Raw genomic sequence first — 14,840 nt, forward strand, 5'->3', positions numbered from 1 at the left:
TACCCGGCATGAGCTTCTGAAACAATCTGGTCACCTGTCGTGCTTATAACAATGTGTAATAAGGTGTTATCTGCCTCTTCAACAGACACTCACTGCCGTGTAAGTTCCTATGTGTCTTACGCTTGTTATCCCCATAATCCGATAAGGAGAAAGAGAGTGAAAGCAACCGCAATGGTTACGACCAGCCTGTTAATGCTGATGAGCAGTGTTCACGCTGAAGGCCTGACGACATCGGCAGATGGTAAGAATCTTACCGTCAGTTTCGGCCAGCCCACCATCAAACAGGTGCTGCACTATCGCAAAATGTATGACAAAAAGCCGTTCCCGGATGCTGAGATTTATTATTACGACAATGGTACCTATAAGATCATTTCTCAGGGTGAAAACCACTATGGCGTATACGTCATGCAGGGTAAGTTTGACGACGAAACCTTTACCGTGCGGTTTATCTCTCTGCCTTCTGCTGACTGGGGCAATAAAACGGCCTTTCACCAGTTAACCTTTATCAAAAGTGAGAAGCAGAACGTCTTTATTCAGAACGCCATTGTCGATACCGGCGAGGCCATCGCGCAGCAGAACGGCACCTATAGTCAGGAAAAAAACACGGTTACTAATCCAGTCTCCACGAGCTGGAAACACAAATAATTATCGGGTGGCAGCGGGTCTGCCGCCCTGGTTTAACCTCGTCGCTTCTCGCGCAGTGCCTGGTTCGATCTCATACAAAACCCCAATCACTCTTCAAAGTCCTGAGGCGTAAATATGGACAATGCTTTGCCCCTGCTGGATGTGCAGGACGTCGCTTTTTCAGTCGGGGATCGTCAGCTACTGCGCCCGGTATCTCTGCAGTTATATCAGGGCGACTGCATCCTTCTGACCGGTCCATCCGGTAGCGGAAAAAGCACGCTCCTGAAAATCCTTGCTTCACTCATCACCCCGACGTCTGGGCGACTCTTTTTCAGGAACAGTGACATCACCACGCTGAAAGCAGAAGAGTATCGCCAGCAGGTGTCGTACTGCTTTCAGACACCCCAGCTGTTTGGTCAGACGGTCTATGACAACCTTGCGCTGCCCTGGCAGATTCGCCGCCAGAAACCTCAGCAGGATAAACTGGTTACTGCGCTGGAAAGCGTAAACCTCTCACCGGATATGCTGCATAAATCCGTTGAACAACTTTCAGGTGGGGAAAAACAGCGCGTCGGACTGCTCCGTAACCTGCAGTTTATGCCTGATGTCCTGTTACTGGATGAAGTCACCAGCGCCCTGGATGAAGAGAACCGGCTGGCCGTACTGTCATTGATTAACCGAATCTCAGCTGAAGAGAAGGTGGCAGTGGTGCGGATCAGCCATGATGTTAAGGATATTCAGCAGGCAAATCAGGTGCTTCGCCTGGAGCCACCTGCAAAGGAGAATGTGCGTGAATCAGCATAATATCAGTGACACCTCACTGTTACTGTCACTGACGCTGGTGGTGATAGCGCTGCTTATCAGCCAGAAAGAAAAGCTCGGCATGGGTAAAGACATTATCTGGAGTGTCTGCCGGGCGATTATTCAGCTGGTCATCGTGGGCTTTGTGCTGAAATCGATTTTCGACATCAATAACAGCTGGCTGACGGTATTGATGGTGCTGTTCATCTGCGTGAATGCCGCGATTAACGCGCGTAAACGTGGCCGGAATATTGATAACGCCTTTGCGATATCGTTTGTCGCAATCTTCAGTGGCACCGTCATCACGCTGACTATTCTGGTGCTGAGTGGTGCCATAGCGTTCGTGCCGATGCAGGTCATTCCCATCTCAGGCATGATCGCCGGTAATGCCATGGTCGCGGTGGGGCTCTGTTACAGCAACCTGAACCAGCGCTTCAGTGATAATCAGCATAGAATTATGGAGATGCTGAGCCTGGGCGCATCGGTGAAACTGTCGTCGGGACGTATTATCGCTGACAGTATCCGTACCGCAATGATCCCAACCGTGGATGCCGCCAAAACCGTGGGGCTGGTCAGCCTGCCGGGGATGATGTCCGGACTGATCTTCGCAGGCATCGATCCGCTCAAAGCGATTAAGTATCAGATTATGGTTACGTTTATGCTGATAGGCACCGCCAGCCTGTCAACGATCATCGCGGTCTACTTATCCTATCGGCGTTTTTATAATGCCAGGGCGCAGCTGAAGATAGCGGATAAACCGCTGGATTAGCGGTGCTGATTGTCTGCAGAAAAGCAGACAGTTCAGAAGATGACTCTAAGGCACTCGCCTCATGCCAGAAATATCGCTGCAGGTGGGTGCTTTGGAAAGCTTAGCCGTCTGGCTGATAGGCAGTTGATACAGGGTTTTTAATTCTGCCTGTTCTGATAGAGATCCCAGCGGTTGCCATAAAGGTCCTCAAATACCACCACTGTTCCATATTCCTCTTCCCGAGGCTCCTGGCAAAATGTCACGCCTTTCGATTTCATGGCTTCGTAGTCGCGCCAGAAATCATCTGTTTGCAGAAAAAGAAAGACTCTTCCGCCACACTGATTGCCGATGAAACTTTCCTGTCTGTCATTGGAAGCGCGAGCCAGAAGAAGATTGCAGTCGCTTTCTGGGTTCGGTGTGACGACAACCCATCGTTTACCCGGCTGCGGCGTATCTTCAACAAGGGTAAAACCCAGCTTTTCGGTGTAATACTCGATAGCCCGATCATAGTCATCAACCACGATGGCCACATATCCCATACAGCGCTTCTGCGTTCTCATTTCCGCTCCATCAGGTTTCAGGCATAGTTGTCTGGAACAATGTTTTAACACAAAAAAATATTCTCAGGTGAGATGAAGGCTTCAAAAATATCAGCATGTTGACGTTGTAATAAGGGGATAACTGCAAACCTCAGCCTATAATTTTTTAATATATTCATGGTGCGGGGACTAACAATGTTCGAGGGATTTACGCATACACAAATCAGACTTTCTGAAGCAGTGCTCGATGTGCGTTATGGAGGGAGTGGTCCTCCGGTATTGCTCTTGCATGGACATCCCCGCACCCACGTAACCTGGTCAAAGGTGGCCCCTGAACTAGCCAAAACTTTTACCGTTTTTTGTCCTGATTTGCGCGGATTTGGCCGCTCATCTAAGCCTGCAGACGAAACCGGTCATGCTGGTTCGTCTAAACGCGCTAAAGCAAAAGATTGTGTTGAATTGATGAGCTACTTAGGTTTTGAGCAATTCGCGATTGTTGGACATGACAGAGGAAGTTACACCGCCTACAGAGCCGCACTTGATTATCCGGAACGAATCACACGACTCGCTGTGCTGGACTGCATCCCGATATTTGAAGCGTTAAACCGCTGCAATGAGAAGTTTGCCCGACAGTGGTATCACTGGTTCTTCTTTGCTCAGCCAGAAAAACCCGAGCGGGCAATTTTAGCTGATCCTGACAGGTGGTATGGCGGTCAGCCTGAAACCATGGGGAACGAGGAGTACCTTGAATTCCGGCGTGCCATACACGATCCCGAAACTGTGCATGGGATGATCGAAGATTATCGCGCCGGTCTTTCCATAGACAAAGAGCATGAACTTCACGATCGCCAGAATGGGCGACTGATTGAATGCCCGACGCTCTGTTTATGGTCAAAGTATGATGATCTGGAAGAGATCTACGGTGATATAACGGGCATCTGGAAATCATGGGCACCGCATGTTCGGGGTAGAGCGATAGCCAGCGGTCACCATATGGCTGAAGAGGCTCCGGAGGAAGTGACATCTGAACTCCGGTTTTTTTTATCGCAGGATAGTTAACATCCTCGCCTCAGCCAGCCAAAAATCGTCAGTTCAGAACGACTGCTACTGGTATTACGTAAGAGAAAATTAATTCACCAGTTATATAAACGTTTCGTTCGGACTCGTATTTTTTATCAAAAACCGACTGCCTACCTTTTCTATTATCGCGTTCTTGCCTTTCCATTCGTTGAAAAGCACAAAGAACTCATCTGCGCTGATGTCGAAATCGATAAGTATGCCTTTATAATTCCCGCTGGTTAACTTAAGACGTGCATCATTCAGGGTATAAGCCTTCACTGTTTTCATGATGAGCCTGCAATCTGTTATTTTATAAGTGAAACAGGTTCATACCATGTTCTGATTTTATTAACATCCATGAGGATGTAAAAATAATTGTTTATTCATTACAGTTAATGAATCGCTAATATTAATTGTGGGACCCTAAGCAGCATTGCGGCCGTATTAAAAGCGAATGTTATGATAATCATGGGTATTTTCTGTAAGCGCACAAAATATTTATGAGGGTTAACTACCTCAGCACATTTCGTTTACAGAGTCATAATGAGTTTGATTATTATTTCTTCGTCGCAGGTAATAATTTCTCCAACCCAACATGTGAAGGATGATGACCATGAAAACTGTAAAAAAACTGTCATTTGCTGCTGTCGCTGCACTCTCACTGGTCTCCTTTGGCAGCCTGGCTCAGACCGTTTCTGCTATCTCATTAACTATGGACGGCGCACAGGCAAAAATCGCCGCTCAGGCCCGCTCCCAGAATGAGCAGTATAGAATCCTCGAAGCCAGTACTAATAATCGCGTGCACATGACGGCCGAGCTTTATAAATAAAGTCGCCTTGTCAGATGAAATCTTCTATAAAACCGTGACAAAGTTAACGCCGGTCACTTCAGGTGATCGGCGTTTTAATTTATTTCCTGTCGTGAATCCTGAGATCCCCTCTTAAAAAGTCCGGCCCTAACGTGCTGTAACAAAAAATTAATATAAAAAGCGTTTTGGTCAACGATGCGTTTAATCAGCCTGCATGATAATCCCAGCCTTGCCTATATTTTTGCACTCCCGCATGAGTAAAAGAGAGAGCCTATGAACTTCAGGTTTACAATGCTTGCTGCCAACAGGCGTTTAATGCCCAACGCCTGGGATGTTGTGGCATTCCCGCTGATCATCGGCCTGATAGCGATGGCGGCGGTGGGTTTTGATCAAACGTTGTTGCCGATTGAAAGTTTAAAAACTCAGGTTATTTCGCTTAACCCCGAAAATTTACCTGACTACGCTCTGCGAACCACATTGCGCATGCTGGTGGCCATGCTGGCCTCACTGGTATTCAGTCTGATTTACGGCACGCTGGCCGCCAAAAGCTGTCGCGCTGAAAAAATACTGGTTCCCATTCTCGATATCCTGCAATCCGTTCCGGTGCTGGGCTATATCTCTTTTACCGTGACATTCTTTATTGCGCTGTTTCCAGGGCAGGTGCTGGGCGTCGAGCTGGCGGCAATCTTCGCCTTATTCACCAGCCAGGCCTGGAATATGACATTCAGCTTCTATCAGTCCTTACGTACCGTACCAGAGGATTTGGTCGAGGTTTCCCGCAGTTTCCATCTGACAGCATGGCAGCGCTTCTGGAAACTGGACGTGCCTTTCGCTGTTCCGGGGCTGGTCTGGAACATGATGATGTCGATGTCAGGTGGCTGGTTCTTTATCGTGGCTTCCGAAGCGATCACGGTGGGCAATAATGCCTACACGCTGCCCGGCGTAGGCGGCTATCTGGCTCAGGCTATCCTGCATAAAGATATACACGCCGTGGGCTGGGTGTTACTCACGATGGTGATTGTGATTCTGGCTTATGATCAGCTGCTGTTCAGACCGCTTGTGGCGTGGGCTGACAGATTCCGCATGGAAAATACCCGTTCCGAGCGTGCGCCGACATCCTGGGTGCGCGACCTGATCCGCCGAACCCGGCTGATTCAGCAGTGTATCAAACCGCTTCGCCTGCTGTTTTCCGCGGTTGCGCGTATCAACTGGCGCTGGCCTGTCGGCAGGACGTTACCACAGGAGAAGAACATCAAAAGTGCCTCACGCCTGGCAGATCTCGGCTGGGCCGCACTGGTCATTATCGTCACACTCTATATCGGCTACCGGGTGATCGCCTATATGCAGGGTGAGATCACTCTGGACGATGTCAGGCATGTCTTTACCGCGGGGCTGATTACGCTTTTGCGTGTGACCCTGCTGATTATCATTTCGTCTTTGGTGTGGGTGCCTCTCGGAGTGATGATCGGCCTGCGACCGGCGCTGGCAGCCAAAATCCAGCCTGTTGCGCAGTTCCTTGCCGCGTTCCCGGCCAATCTGATGTTCCCGGTCTTCGTGATCGCGATTGTCCATTTTGATCTTAATCCGGACATATGGCTCTCACCGCTGATCATACTGGGCACGCAGTGGTACATCCTGTTCAACGTCATCGCAGGCACCACGGCGTTTCCTAATGATTATAAAGAAGCGGCGGCCAACTTCCATATTCGTGGCTGGCAATGGTGGCGTCAGGTGATGCTGCCGGCAATTTTCCCTTACTACATCACCGGCGCTATCACTGCGTCCGGCGGGGCGTGGAACGCCAGTATCGTGTCGGAATTTGTGCAGTGGGGAAGCACTCAGGTTAAAGCACATGGGCTGGGTGCCTATATTGCACAAATGACGGTCGCCGGGGATTTCCCAAAAATCATCCTGGGGATAGCCGTCATGTCGCTGTTTGTCACGCTGTTCAATCGTCTGCTGTGGCGACCTTTATACAAATTTGCTGAATCAAAATATCGCGCGAACTAGAGGACTTATGATGACAAACAGTTACGCATTGCAGAACGCAGACGTGCCGAAGGTAACAGCAGAAGATAGCGCGGCTGTCCTCTCTGTAAAGGGGATCAAACACGGCTACGCGACGAATCATGAAGAGATGCTCATCCTCGATGATGTCAATCTCACCCTGAAGCAGGGCGAGATCGTGGGTTTGCTCGGGCGGTCAGGCTCCGGTAAATCGACGTTACTGCGTATTATCTCGGGTCTGATCAGTCCGGGTGCAGGTTCGGTTGATTATCTCGGCAAGCCGCTTAACGGTCCGGCCAAAGGTGTGGCAATGGTGTTTCAGACCTTTGCGTTGTTTCCCTGGTTGACCGTGTTGCAGAACGTAGAGGCGGGACTGGAGGCGCTGGGTGTTAACGCATCGGACCGCAGAACGCGCGCTCTGGCTGCCATCGATCTCATCGGTCTGGATGGTTATGAAAATGCCTACCCACGGGAGTTGTCTGGCGGCATGCGCCAGCGTGTGGGTTTTGCGCGCGCACTGGTGGTTGATCCGGTGCTGTTGCTGATGGATGAGCCATTCTCCGCGCTCGATGTGCTGACTGCGGAGACGCTGCGTACTGACTTACTCGATTTGTGGAATGAAGGGCAGATGCCGATGAAGTCGGTACTCATCGTCACACATAACATCGAAGAAGCCGTCTTTATGTGTGACAGGATTCTGGTGTTGTCCTCGAATCCTGGGCGGGTGATGGCCGAGATTACGGTGCCGTTTAAGCATCCACGCAATCGACTGGATCCGGCATTCCGCCGTCTGGTCGATGAGGTTTATACACGGATGACGGCCAAATCGGTTAATGATCCTGTGAAAAAGAGCCTCACGTTAGGCACTCGTCTGCCTCAGGTATCGACCAACATCATAGCCGGTCTGATTGAAACGCTTGCGGCAGCACCCTATCACGGCAGGGCGGATATGCCGGATGTGGCCCGTTCACTGCATCTGGAAGTGGATGAATTATTTCCGATTGCAGAGGTGCTTCAGGCACTGGGATTTGCCGATGTCAGCGAAGGGGATATTGTCCTGACTCCGCCTGCGCGGGTTTTTGCTGAGTCAGATACGCAGCCGCGCAAAGTGATGTTCGCCTCTCACCTGTTGCGCTATGTCCCCCTGGCGGCGCTGATAAAGAATGTGCTGGATGAGCGTCCCGGACATCGCGCGCCTCGTCTGCGATTTGAGCAGGAGCTTGAGGATTTCCTCTCTGACAGTGCCGCTGAAGAGACGCTCAACAGTGTGATTAACTGGGGACGATACGCTGAGATCTTTTCCTACAACGACCAGACTGAGATCTTCAGTCTGGAGGATGTGGAGTTCTGAGTGTTTACGGGGGTATTACGTCTGTATGTTGAAAAAGTTCATGCCTGATTAAGTGTGGAGCCGGAGAAGTTATCGCTAAACCCCGGCTTATTTGTCGCCAGAGAATCAGCTCTGGCCGGTATTTACGACTTTCAACAATATGTCCACACAGTAACGCTATTGTAGTTTTGCCCGCCGCCATACGAAGGCGGCCTTTCACATGCCTTAACCTGTCCGCTGCACTAAAAAACCTGCACAAAAATCCTGGTTTTTACGCCAGGCAAGTAGAAAAACTTTTTATTGTAGATTGATCGATCTACAATAAATCTTCAGCACAGGAGAATCTCATGAAAGCAGCGGCAGGCAGACCCAGAGAGTTCGATCCCGAGGTGTTCCTCGATACTGCACTCGATTGTTTCTGGCAGAACGGATACCAGGCAACATCCATGGCAGACCTTAAAAAAGCATCGGGTCTGGCAAGTGCCAGCATCTATAAACTTTATCCGGATAAGCGCGCTATCTACCTTGCTGCTTTGCAGCGCTATATGGATGAGGGGATGACCAGAACAGCGAAGAGAAGTGCAGAAATGTCACCAGAAGCTGCACTGCGTGAAATGCTGGAATTTGTGGCTCAGCTTTCATCTGCACCTGCTGGAGAGAGAGGTTGCTTTACTATCGCGGCAGCCAGCGAACTTTTGCCGGGTGACGAAGCGGTCAGAGCGAAAGTATCCTTAAAATTTAATCATATTATTAACGAATTAGAGAGCATCTTAATAAGAGGGCAGCAACAGCAGATCTTTCGTCAGGATGAAGATGCGAGGGTAATGGCATTAAGCATTTTTATGATGCTGGAAGGCATGAGGATATATGGCAAACTTCAGCCAGATATAGAGGATCTGAGAAAAAGTAATGACTTTATTGTCAGGTCGGTACGGGTCAATACGCATAGGGGAGCCGGGAATACTGCGGTTAAGGCATCAGCATGATCGAGGTGGGCACTATCGTTCGTCGCCGGAAAAGAAGAAGAACCATGACTGTGCTTGAATATGAAGATGGCATGGTCTTATGCGGCTGGGTCGATAAAGGCCGTTTTTTCAAAAGACGTTTTAATCTGGCTGAATTAAAGATCTGCGTGCCCTATTCAAACTTCTGGTCCCTGATGTGAAAGTGTCATGATGGTCTGTTTTGTTGACGGCTTCATAAAAACAGTCACTTTTGCCCTGAGCGAAAAAACAACCGTCAGAATTGACACTCTGTAGCCCCTTATTCAGACCATTACACCCAATCGCCCTGCGTTAACTTATCCTCCTTACTTCTGGAGGGAATCATGAATAACTGCAAAATCGTCCTGTCTCTGGCGATGGCCATGACGCTTTTTTGGGCTGGCACTACCGAAGCTAAAACATCGAAGCAAACCGATGATCAAATCCGTCAGCTCATTATCGAAGACTCAATCGCATCCTATCCTGGGGTATGTGCCTGTCCTTTTAACGCTACGCGTAATGGCAGTAGCTGTGGCGGCCGAAGCGCATGGAGCAAGCAGGGCGGCTATTCACCGGTCTGTTATAAAAAGGAAGTTTCGAAGGAAATGGTCGAGGAATGGCGTAACAGCCATAACGCTTAAATAATCGGGGATGGATTTATAACCTAATAATCTCAAGGTTCAGATGAGGGCCTTGCCGGAACAGCTCAGTTATTAAATCAGGATGGCATCGTTAATTAACGGTTAGCATTCAGAAACTACCGGACAAATACATTGTCCGGTAGTCGGCTATTTTATATCGGCACTATTAGCGTCACTACCGCGCAGATTAATTCTGTGCCGGCTGAGCCTGCTGGTTTTTCTCAGCTTCTTTATGTTTTTTCTTCGCCATATGGTGACCGACTGCACAGCCCGCTGCGGCTCCGGCGACACCATGATGAGCAACATGACCTGCCACGCCGCCTACTGCGGCTCCTTTCAGACATCCTTCGGCATTAGCCTGTAAATTCACTGACAGAAACAAGCCGGTAGCAATAACGATAACTGATAATTTTTTCATCACTTAATATCCTGATAGTCATAGTTGCAGGTTGAACTCATCAGAGCATAGCCCCTCATTTGGGCATTTAACCTGCAGGATACAGGAATCACGAAGTTAGTTACCTGTGGTTACGCTTTTCACGCAATAAGCAGATGAGTTGGCGCGTTTTTAATCAGAAGATAAACCCGAAAGCATTCTTAGATGGCCTTTCAGGCCGATTTTATGCGCTATCAACCTGATGAACAGGCCTTAGCCTCAGGAAGCCATCAGCTGCGCGTTCGATGAAAATCACTGCCAGTAACCTGAGCGGAAAAGCCAGGCGACATCCCAGCAAGGTAAGCATCAGCTGCGCTAAAAGGTCACTGTGTGCCTAAGGATTGTGGTGGCAGTTATTTCCTGTCGGGCGGAGATAAACTGATAGTAATTAAACGCCGGTTAAACAAAGCTGATGAGTAATAATTTAAACCTCTTTTGTTTAACCTGCAGGCACTCTATGGTGGCTTTTCTATCTTAATAAATTCTTAATAAACCTCATTTATAAATGCTTTATAAAGTTCATCAAAAATAAATAAAATAAAACTTGATCCCAAATGGCAAAAATTGTTCAAATCAGATCGTGAGTTCAACAGAGGGTAAAAACATTTAAGGATTGCAGTCCGATCATGGAATATAAACAGATTCTAAATGAACAAGTTTAACGAAATATCCGCAGTCTTGTTGAGCCTGGCGATAGTAATTAGCTTTATACTGGTCTGATTCTCAGGCTGATAAGTGTTTATGTCGTCAGCATGGGATTTAGCGTCAAACCTTAATTTATCCTTAAGACCATCATAAATATTGTAACCACAATAATAGTTTTTCCTGTTCGGGAAGCGTTCTGTTAATGCTTTCCTTTGATCAACCAGATTAAATGGCATTATCATGAAAAAAATCCTTATCACCGGTTCTACAGGTTTTTTAGGCGGGGCTGTCGTCGCAAATTTATTACAGAACAGCGTTAAGGATCGACTGCTGCTGCTGGTCAGAGGCGAAACGGTTGAAGAAGGGCTAAACAGACTCAAAGCGAACCTGAAGAATTTTGGCTTAAATGAGTCAACAATCAACACGATAGCGCCTGAGAATATTATTCTGGGTGATCTGGCATTAACGGAAAACTTTATTAACGACGCACGGCTGAATGATGTGACTCACGTGATTAACTGTGCCGCTGTGGCCTCATTTGGTAATAATCCCACTGTCTGGAAAGTCAACGTTGAAGGTACATTCCAGTTCGCTGAGCGGATGAGTCGCGTCGAAGGGTTAAAGAAATTTATCCACGTGGGAACCGCAATGTCATGTGCGCCGGAACCCGGTTCACTGGTCACTGAGGGCAGACTCGACTCGAGCCGGGATCAGCATGTCGTCGAGTACACCTGGAGTAAGGCCACGATTGAAAAGCTGATGACCGAAAAACTGCCGGGTCTGCCACTGGTCATTGCCCGGCCGTCAATCGTAGTGGGTCACTCCGATCAGGGCTGTCTGCCGTCAGCCAGTATTTTCTGGGTATTCCGCATGGTGCTGGCATTAGGGAAATTCACCTGCGACCTCGATGATCGTATTGACGTGGTTCCGGTTGATTATTGCGCGGATGCGCTGGTCATGTTGCTGGACGCAGAAGACGTGATCAATGAGGTGATTCATATTTCCGCAGGAACACAGAGCAGTGTGACGTTCGCGGAAATTGATGAGGCGATGGCCAAAGCATCCGGAAGCAGGGCGCTGGGCGTTGATTACCAGAAGGTGTCCTATAAACAGCTTTCTGACAGCCGAAGAACGTTTAAGGATCTTTTCGGACCCTGCAACGAACGGATCATGCTGCGCGCCATGAACCTGTACGGTCATTTCTCAAACCTGAACGTGGTATTTGATAATTCCAAACTGCTGCAGCTTGGCATGAACAAACCTTCTCGTTTCACCGACTATCTGGATCGCTGCGTAGTGACGACGCGTGATTCAACGATTGCCGAACTGATGCAGGTCGATTTTAAATAGCCAGCCACTGGAAGAAGCAATAAGGGTCGTCAGGGACTGATTTAAATAGCCCTGCTCATGATGAGCGGGGCGACTTAAAAATATCATAATTTGCGAATAACCCTGACGCGTGGCGGACTTATTAAGCCATGCACGTAAATGCGTATGCGCATAGTTAGCATCGTTTTTAGATTCACAAATTACTGGCGTACGGCGATATGCGGCATATCGAAATGCTCATAATGACCTGCACCGTTTTTCACAATAGGATCCTGCGAAGTAAAGCTCGCGATCTCTTCATCATCCGCGATCTGATAAAGAGAAAGTCCGTAACCGTCACCATCATTAAGCACCGGACCATGTGCAAGGATAATGCCCTGCTCAAGTAGCGTATTTAAAAATTCGCCATGTTCACCCAGCCATTTCTGCTCATCAGCAGACAGCGTGGAGAGAAAGGCCGCGCGCGGCGGTATCCATTTACACAGATAATTTTTCATATCTCATTCCTTAAAGTGGGTTGAGTACTGATTTTACAGCAGGCTCTGTTTAATTATGCATTAAGCGGGGGTTTTACTTTGCCGCTTTAACACTTTTCAGAATAGAACCTTCAAATATTGCCGGTAAATAACTCTGTAAAAAGGGAAGGATACCGGTCATTTTTCCGACGGGATTGCTGAACTTCGGTTCTTTGGCCTTGATCAGTCTGGTGATGGTTGAGACGACCGCGTCCGGAGCTTCAGCCTCCTGTAATCCTTTTCTCGTCAGGGCCTGAACCTGCTTGCGGTAGGCGTCATATTCTGGAATACGGTTTTCAGTCGATGAAACGGCGTGGTTGCCCAGATTCGTTTTAAACCACACTGGTTCAACCATGCTGACCTTAATATCGAAAGGGTCAAGTTCGAATCGCAGTGATTTGAAATATCCTTCAACCGCATGTTTTGAGGCGGTGTAGTAAGATAAATTCGGTGGTCCGATTAACCCCACAATTGAACTGACGGTAATAATCTTACCGCGTTTTTGTTGACGGAAAAAAGGCAGTAAAGCATTGGTCACCTTAACCGTACCCCAGAAATTGGTTTCGAATTGTTCGCGTCCAACCTCAACGGGGGTTTCTTCAGCAAGACCGGTTACCATGTAACCCGCATTATTAATCAGAACATCAAGCTGACCGGTATGGGTGAACAATGCCTGAGTGAATTCATTAATCGAGTTGTCATCATCAATATCAAGGCGCAATAATTTAAACGGCACTTTGCCTGCATGTTTCTCAGGTTGTCGACTGGTCCCAATTACGTTGTAGCCGGTTTTATGAAGTTCGCTGGCAAGCATTAAACCAAATCCCGATGATGCACCGGTAATTAATACGGTATTTTTCATTCTTTCGGCACCCTTATCATTATGGAAATGCATAGGGCCTATTCTGCGGCTATCACTTGCTTTACACACTAGCAGAACGCGCCAATCTAATTGCCAGACACGCCAATCTGGTGCTACGTTAATTGGCGCGTTTCGCTAGTGAGATGGCACAAACTGAGAGATAAACTTAGCAGATGAATAGCGAAATCAGCTCCGACTTAACCCACCGCAAAACCAACACCCAGGACTATTCCATCTGGCCTGGCTGGCGCCTGCTGATGCAGGACGCAGGCATTAATGCGTCACCCGTCCTGCGTCGCGCGCAACTGCCCGGTGATCTGTTTGTCCGCCAGAACGTTCGACTCAGCCCGGATGATTTTTTCAGACTCTGGGTGGCTATCGAAGATGAGGCGATGTCTGTTAAGGGTGATATTCCTGCTGCTTTGCAGATAGCAAAGGTGATGTCTTCGGACTGGTTCGATCCTGAACTTTTTGCCGCGCTGTGCAGCTCAACTATGCTTTGTGCACTGGAGAGAATGGCAAAGTACGTCAGACTGATTGCGCCCATGATATTCAGCGTTGAACGCAACTCCCGTCACACGACTGTCATCATAGACTTCATGGACAACACCCGGCAGCCGCCTGATATCTTTCTTACGTTCAAACTCGTCTTTTTTGTGCAACTGGTACGTCTGGCGACGCGCACCTTAGTGAAGCCTTTGCAGGTAAGCTGGCCAATGGCAAGCAACACAAGGCAGGATTTTCTGGAGGCTTATGCGCATTTTTTTGGCACATCCATTACAGATAGCGCTAAAGCTACCGTCGTCTTTTTAACGGAAGACATGGAAAGACCCTTTCTCACTGAAAACCACAAAATGTGGCTTTTCTTTGAACCCGCTTTGCGTCAGAGATTAGCTGACTTAGATGCGATGGCTGGCATGTCCCAAAGAGTGCATAGCACGCTACTGGAGACTTTACCGGCCGGCGAAGTCTCAATGCAGGTTGTCAGTCGTAAACTGGCTATCAGCACACGAACTCTGCAGCGCAGGCTTCAGAGTGAGGGAACAACATTCCAGAAAATCCTCGATAACGTCCGTGAGTCACTCGCTCATCACTATCTACGCAATACAACGATGTCGGGTGCGGAAATATCCTTTTTACTGGGCTTTGAAGATTCAAATTCTTTTTCCAGGGCATTCCATGCCTGGACGGGAAGTACTCCACAAGCCGTACGTGAAACCCACAAATGAATCAGTGAAATTTGGTGGTGGGAGCCGTGTTCGGATTCTTTCATGATTCGCTAACCCGGCAAATGGTTCTCTTCAACGCTATTCACATCCTGCGCGACGGCAATCTGGCAGACAGCAAAACGCGCAGGCTTATGCGCTAAATAGTGCCCTTTCTAAATGTGTAACCCAGCCCCTTAAGCACCCTAAGATTACCTCAAACGCGTATTTATGACTCCAGACTTATTAGGTCTGGAGTCACAGATAAAGTGTCGTTAGAATGGCCCGTTTCGCAGTAATAAACAGGT

General features: G+C 48.4%; 16 protein-coding genes. 12 read left to right on the forward strand and 4 right to left on the reverse strand.

Features of this window, described 5'->3' with window-relative positions; genetic code table 11:
* The first annotated feature begins 156 nt into the window (after nucleotides 1–156).
* The 3 genes from ACN1CO_RS14630 to fetB all read left to right on the forward strand — a co-directional run bounded on the left by ACN1CO_RS14630 (nucleotide 157) and on the right by fetB (nucleotide 2,194).
* The gene (locus ACN1CO_RS14630; protein ID WP_419139555.1) at nucleotides 157–645 is read left to right on the forward strand and encodes a hypothetical protein; all 489 of its coding nucleotides are present in this window, start codon (nucleotides 157–159) and stop codon (nucleotides 643–645) included.
* Nucleotides 646–759: 114 nt separating this feature from the next.
* Nucleotides 760–1,428 carry an iron efflux ABC transporter ATP-binding subunit FetA gene (gene fetA / locus ACN1CO_RS14635; RefSeq protein ID WP_419139556.1) on the forward strand — a complete coding sequence of 223 codons (669 nt, stop codon included), beginning with the start codon at nucleotides 760–762 and terminating at the stop codon, nucleotides 1,426–1,428.
* Nucleotides 1,415–2,194: an iron efflux ABC transporter permease subunit FetB gene (gene fetB, locus ACN1CO_RS14640; RefSeq protein ID WP_419139557.1), complete on the forward strand. Its 780-nt coding sequence runs from the start codon at nucleotides 1,415–1,417 to the stop codon at nucleotides 2,192–2,194. The genes fetA and fetB overlap by 14 nt, the downstream gene beginning before the upstream one ends.
* A gap of 137 nt (nucleotides 2,195–2,331) precedes the next feature.
* Here fetB and ACN1CO_RS14645 read toward each other — a convergent pair whose 3' ends face one another.
* On the reverse strand, nucleotides 2,332–2,733 hold the full coding sequence (locus ACN1CO_RS14645) for a VOC family protein (RefSeq protein WP_419139558.1): 402 nt from the start codon (nucleotides 2,731–2,733) through the stop codon (nucleotides 2,332–2,334).
* Between the two features lie 174 nt (nucleotides 2,734–2,907).
* Between ACN1CO_RS14645 and ACN1CO_RS14650 the strand changes: the two genes are divergently transcribed.
* The 7 genes from ACN1CO_RS14650 to ACN1CO_RS14680 all read left to right on the forward strand — a co-directional run bounded on the left by ACN1CO_RS14650 (nucleotide 2,908) and on the right by ACN1CO_RS14680 (nucleotide 9,540).
* Nucleotides 2,908–3,771, forward strand: a complete 864-nt coding sequence (locus tag ACN1CO_RS14650) for an alpha/beta fold hydrolase (RefSeq protein ID WP_419139559.1) — start codon at nucleotides 2,908–2,910, stop codon at nucleotides 3,769–3,771.
* A 613-nt stretch (nucleotides 3,772–4,384) separates the two neighbouring features.
* Nucleotides 4,385–4,600: a YdgH/BhsA/McbA-like domain containing protein gene (locus ACN1CO_RS14655; RefSeq protein ID WP_419139560.1), complete on the forward strand. Its 216-nt coding sequence runs from the start codon at nucleotides 4,385–4,387 to the stop codon at nucleotides 4,598–4,600.
* A 252-nt stretch (nucleotides 4,601–4,852) separates the two neighbouring features.
* Nucleotides 4,853–6,589, forward strand: coding sequence for an ABC transporter permease (locus ACN1CO_RS14660; protein ID WP_419139561.1), 1,737 nt, complete (start codon nucleotides 4,853–4,855; stop codon nucleotides 6,587–6,589).
* Between the two features lie 10 nt (nucleotides 6,590–6,599).
* Nucleotides 6,600–7,937, forward strand: coding sequence for an AAA-associated domain-containing protein (locus ACN1CO_RS14665; protein WP_419139978.1), 1,338 nt, complete (start codon nucleotides 6,600–6,602; stop codon nucleotides 7,935–7,937).
* 326 nt (nucleotides 7,938–8,263) lie between these two features.
* Nucleotides 8,264–8,902, forward strand: a complete 639-nt coding sequence (locus tag ACN1CO_RS14670; RefSeq protein WP_419139562.1) for a TetR/AcrR family transcriptional regulator — start codon at nucleotides 8,264–8,266, stop codon at nucleotides 8,900–8,902.
* Nucleotides 8,899–9,081 carry a hypothetical protein gene (locus ACN1CO_RS14675; RefSeq protein WP_419139563.1) on the forward strand — a complete coding sequence of 61 codons (183 nt, stop codon included), beginning with the start codon at nucleotides 8,899–8,901 and terminating at the stop codon, nucleotides 9,079–9,081. The genes ACN1CO_RS14670 and ACN1CO_RS14675 overlap by 4 nt, the downstream gene beginning before the upstream one ends.
* Before the next feature lie 195 nt (nucleotides 9,082–9,276).
* Complete coding sequence (locus ACN1CO_RS14680; RefSeq protein ID WP_419139979.1) at nucleotides 9,277–9,540, forward strand: hypothetical protein; 264 nt, start codon at nucleotides 9,277–9,279, stop codon at nucleotides 9,538–9,540.
* Between the two features lie 187 nt (nucleotides 9,541–9,727).
* On the opposite strand, the gene ACN1CO_RS14685 is transcribed toward ACN1CO_RS14680, so the two are convergent.
* Nucleotides 9,728–9,958: a hypothetical protein gene (locus ACN1CO_RS14685; protein ID WP_090965277.1), complete on the reverse strand. Its 231-nt coding sequence runs from the start codon at nucleotides 9,956–9,958 to the stop codon at nucleotides 9,728–9,730.
* A gap of 903 nt (nucleotides 9,959–10,861) precedes the next feature.
* On the opposite strand from ACN1CO_RS14685, the gene ACN1CO_RS14690 reads away from it, so the two are divergent.
* Nucleotides 10,862–11,971, forward strand: coding sequence for an SDR family oxidoreductase (locus tag ACN1CO_RS14690; RefSeq protein WP_419139564.1), 1,110 nt, complete (start codon nucleotides 10,862–10,864; stop codon nucleotides 11,969–11,971).
* A gap of 179 nt (nucleotides 11,972–12,150) precedes the next feature.
* Here the strand turns inward: ACN1CO_RS14690 and ACN1CO_RS14695 are convergent, their stop codons facing one another.
* Both ACN1CO_RS14695 and ACN1CO_RS14700 read right to left on the reverse strand, forming a co-directional pair.
* Nucleotides 12,151–12,447: a YciI family protein gene (locus tag ACN1CO_RS14695; protein WP_419139565.1), complete on the reverse strand. Its 297-nt coding sequence runs from the start codon at nucleotides 12,445–12,447 to the stop codon at nucleotides 12,151–12,153.
* A gap of 73 nt (nucleotides 12,448–12,520) precedes the next feature.
* Entirely contained in the window at nucleotides 12,521–13,327 is an 807-nt protein-coding gene (locus tag ACN1CO_RS14700) for an SDR family NAD(P)-dependent oxidoreductase (protein ID WP_419139566.1), read from the reverse strand.
* Nucleotides 13,328–13,500: 173 nt separating this feature from the next.
* On the opposite strand from ACN1CO_RS14700, the gene ACN1CO_RS14705 reads away from it, so the two are divergent.
* Nucleotides 13,501–14,556: a helix-turn-helix domain-containing protein gene (locus ACN1CO_RS14705; RefSeq protein ID WP_419139567.1), complete on the forward strand. Its 1,056-nt coding sequence runs from the start codon at nucleotides 13,501–13,503 to the stop codon at nucleotides 14,554–14,556.
* Nucleotides 14,557–14,840 lie beyond the last annotated feature (284 nt).

The organism is Pantoea sp. R13S299 (assembly GCF_048515925.1).
In the GTDB taxonomy this organism is placed as follows: Bacteria; Pseudomonadota; Gammaproteobacteria; order Enterobacterales; family Enterobacteriaceae; genus Pantoea.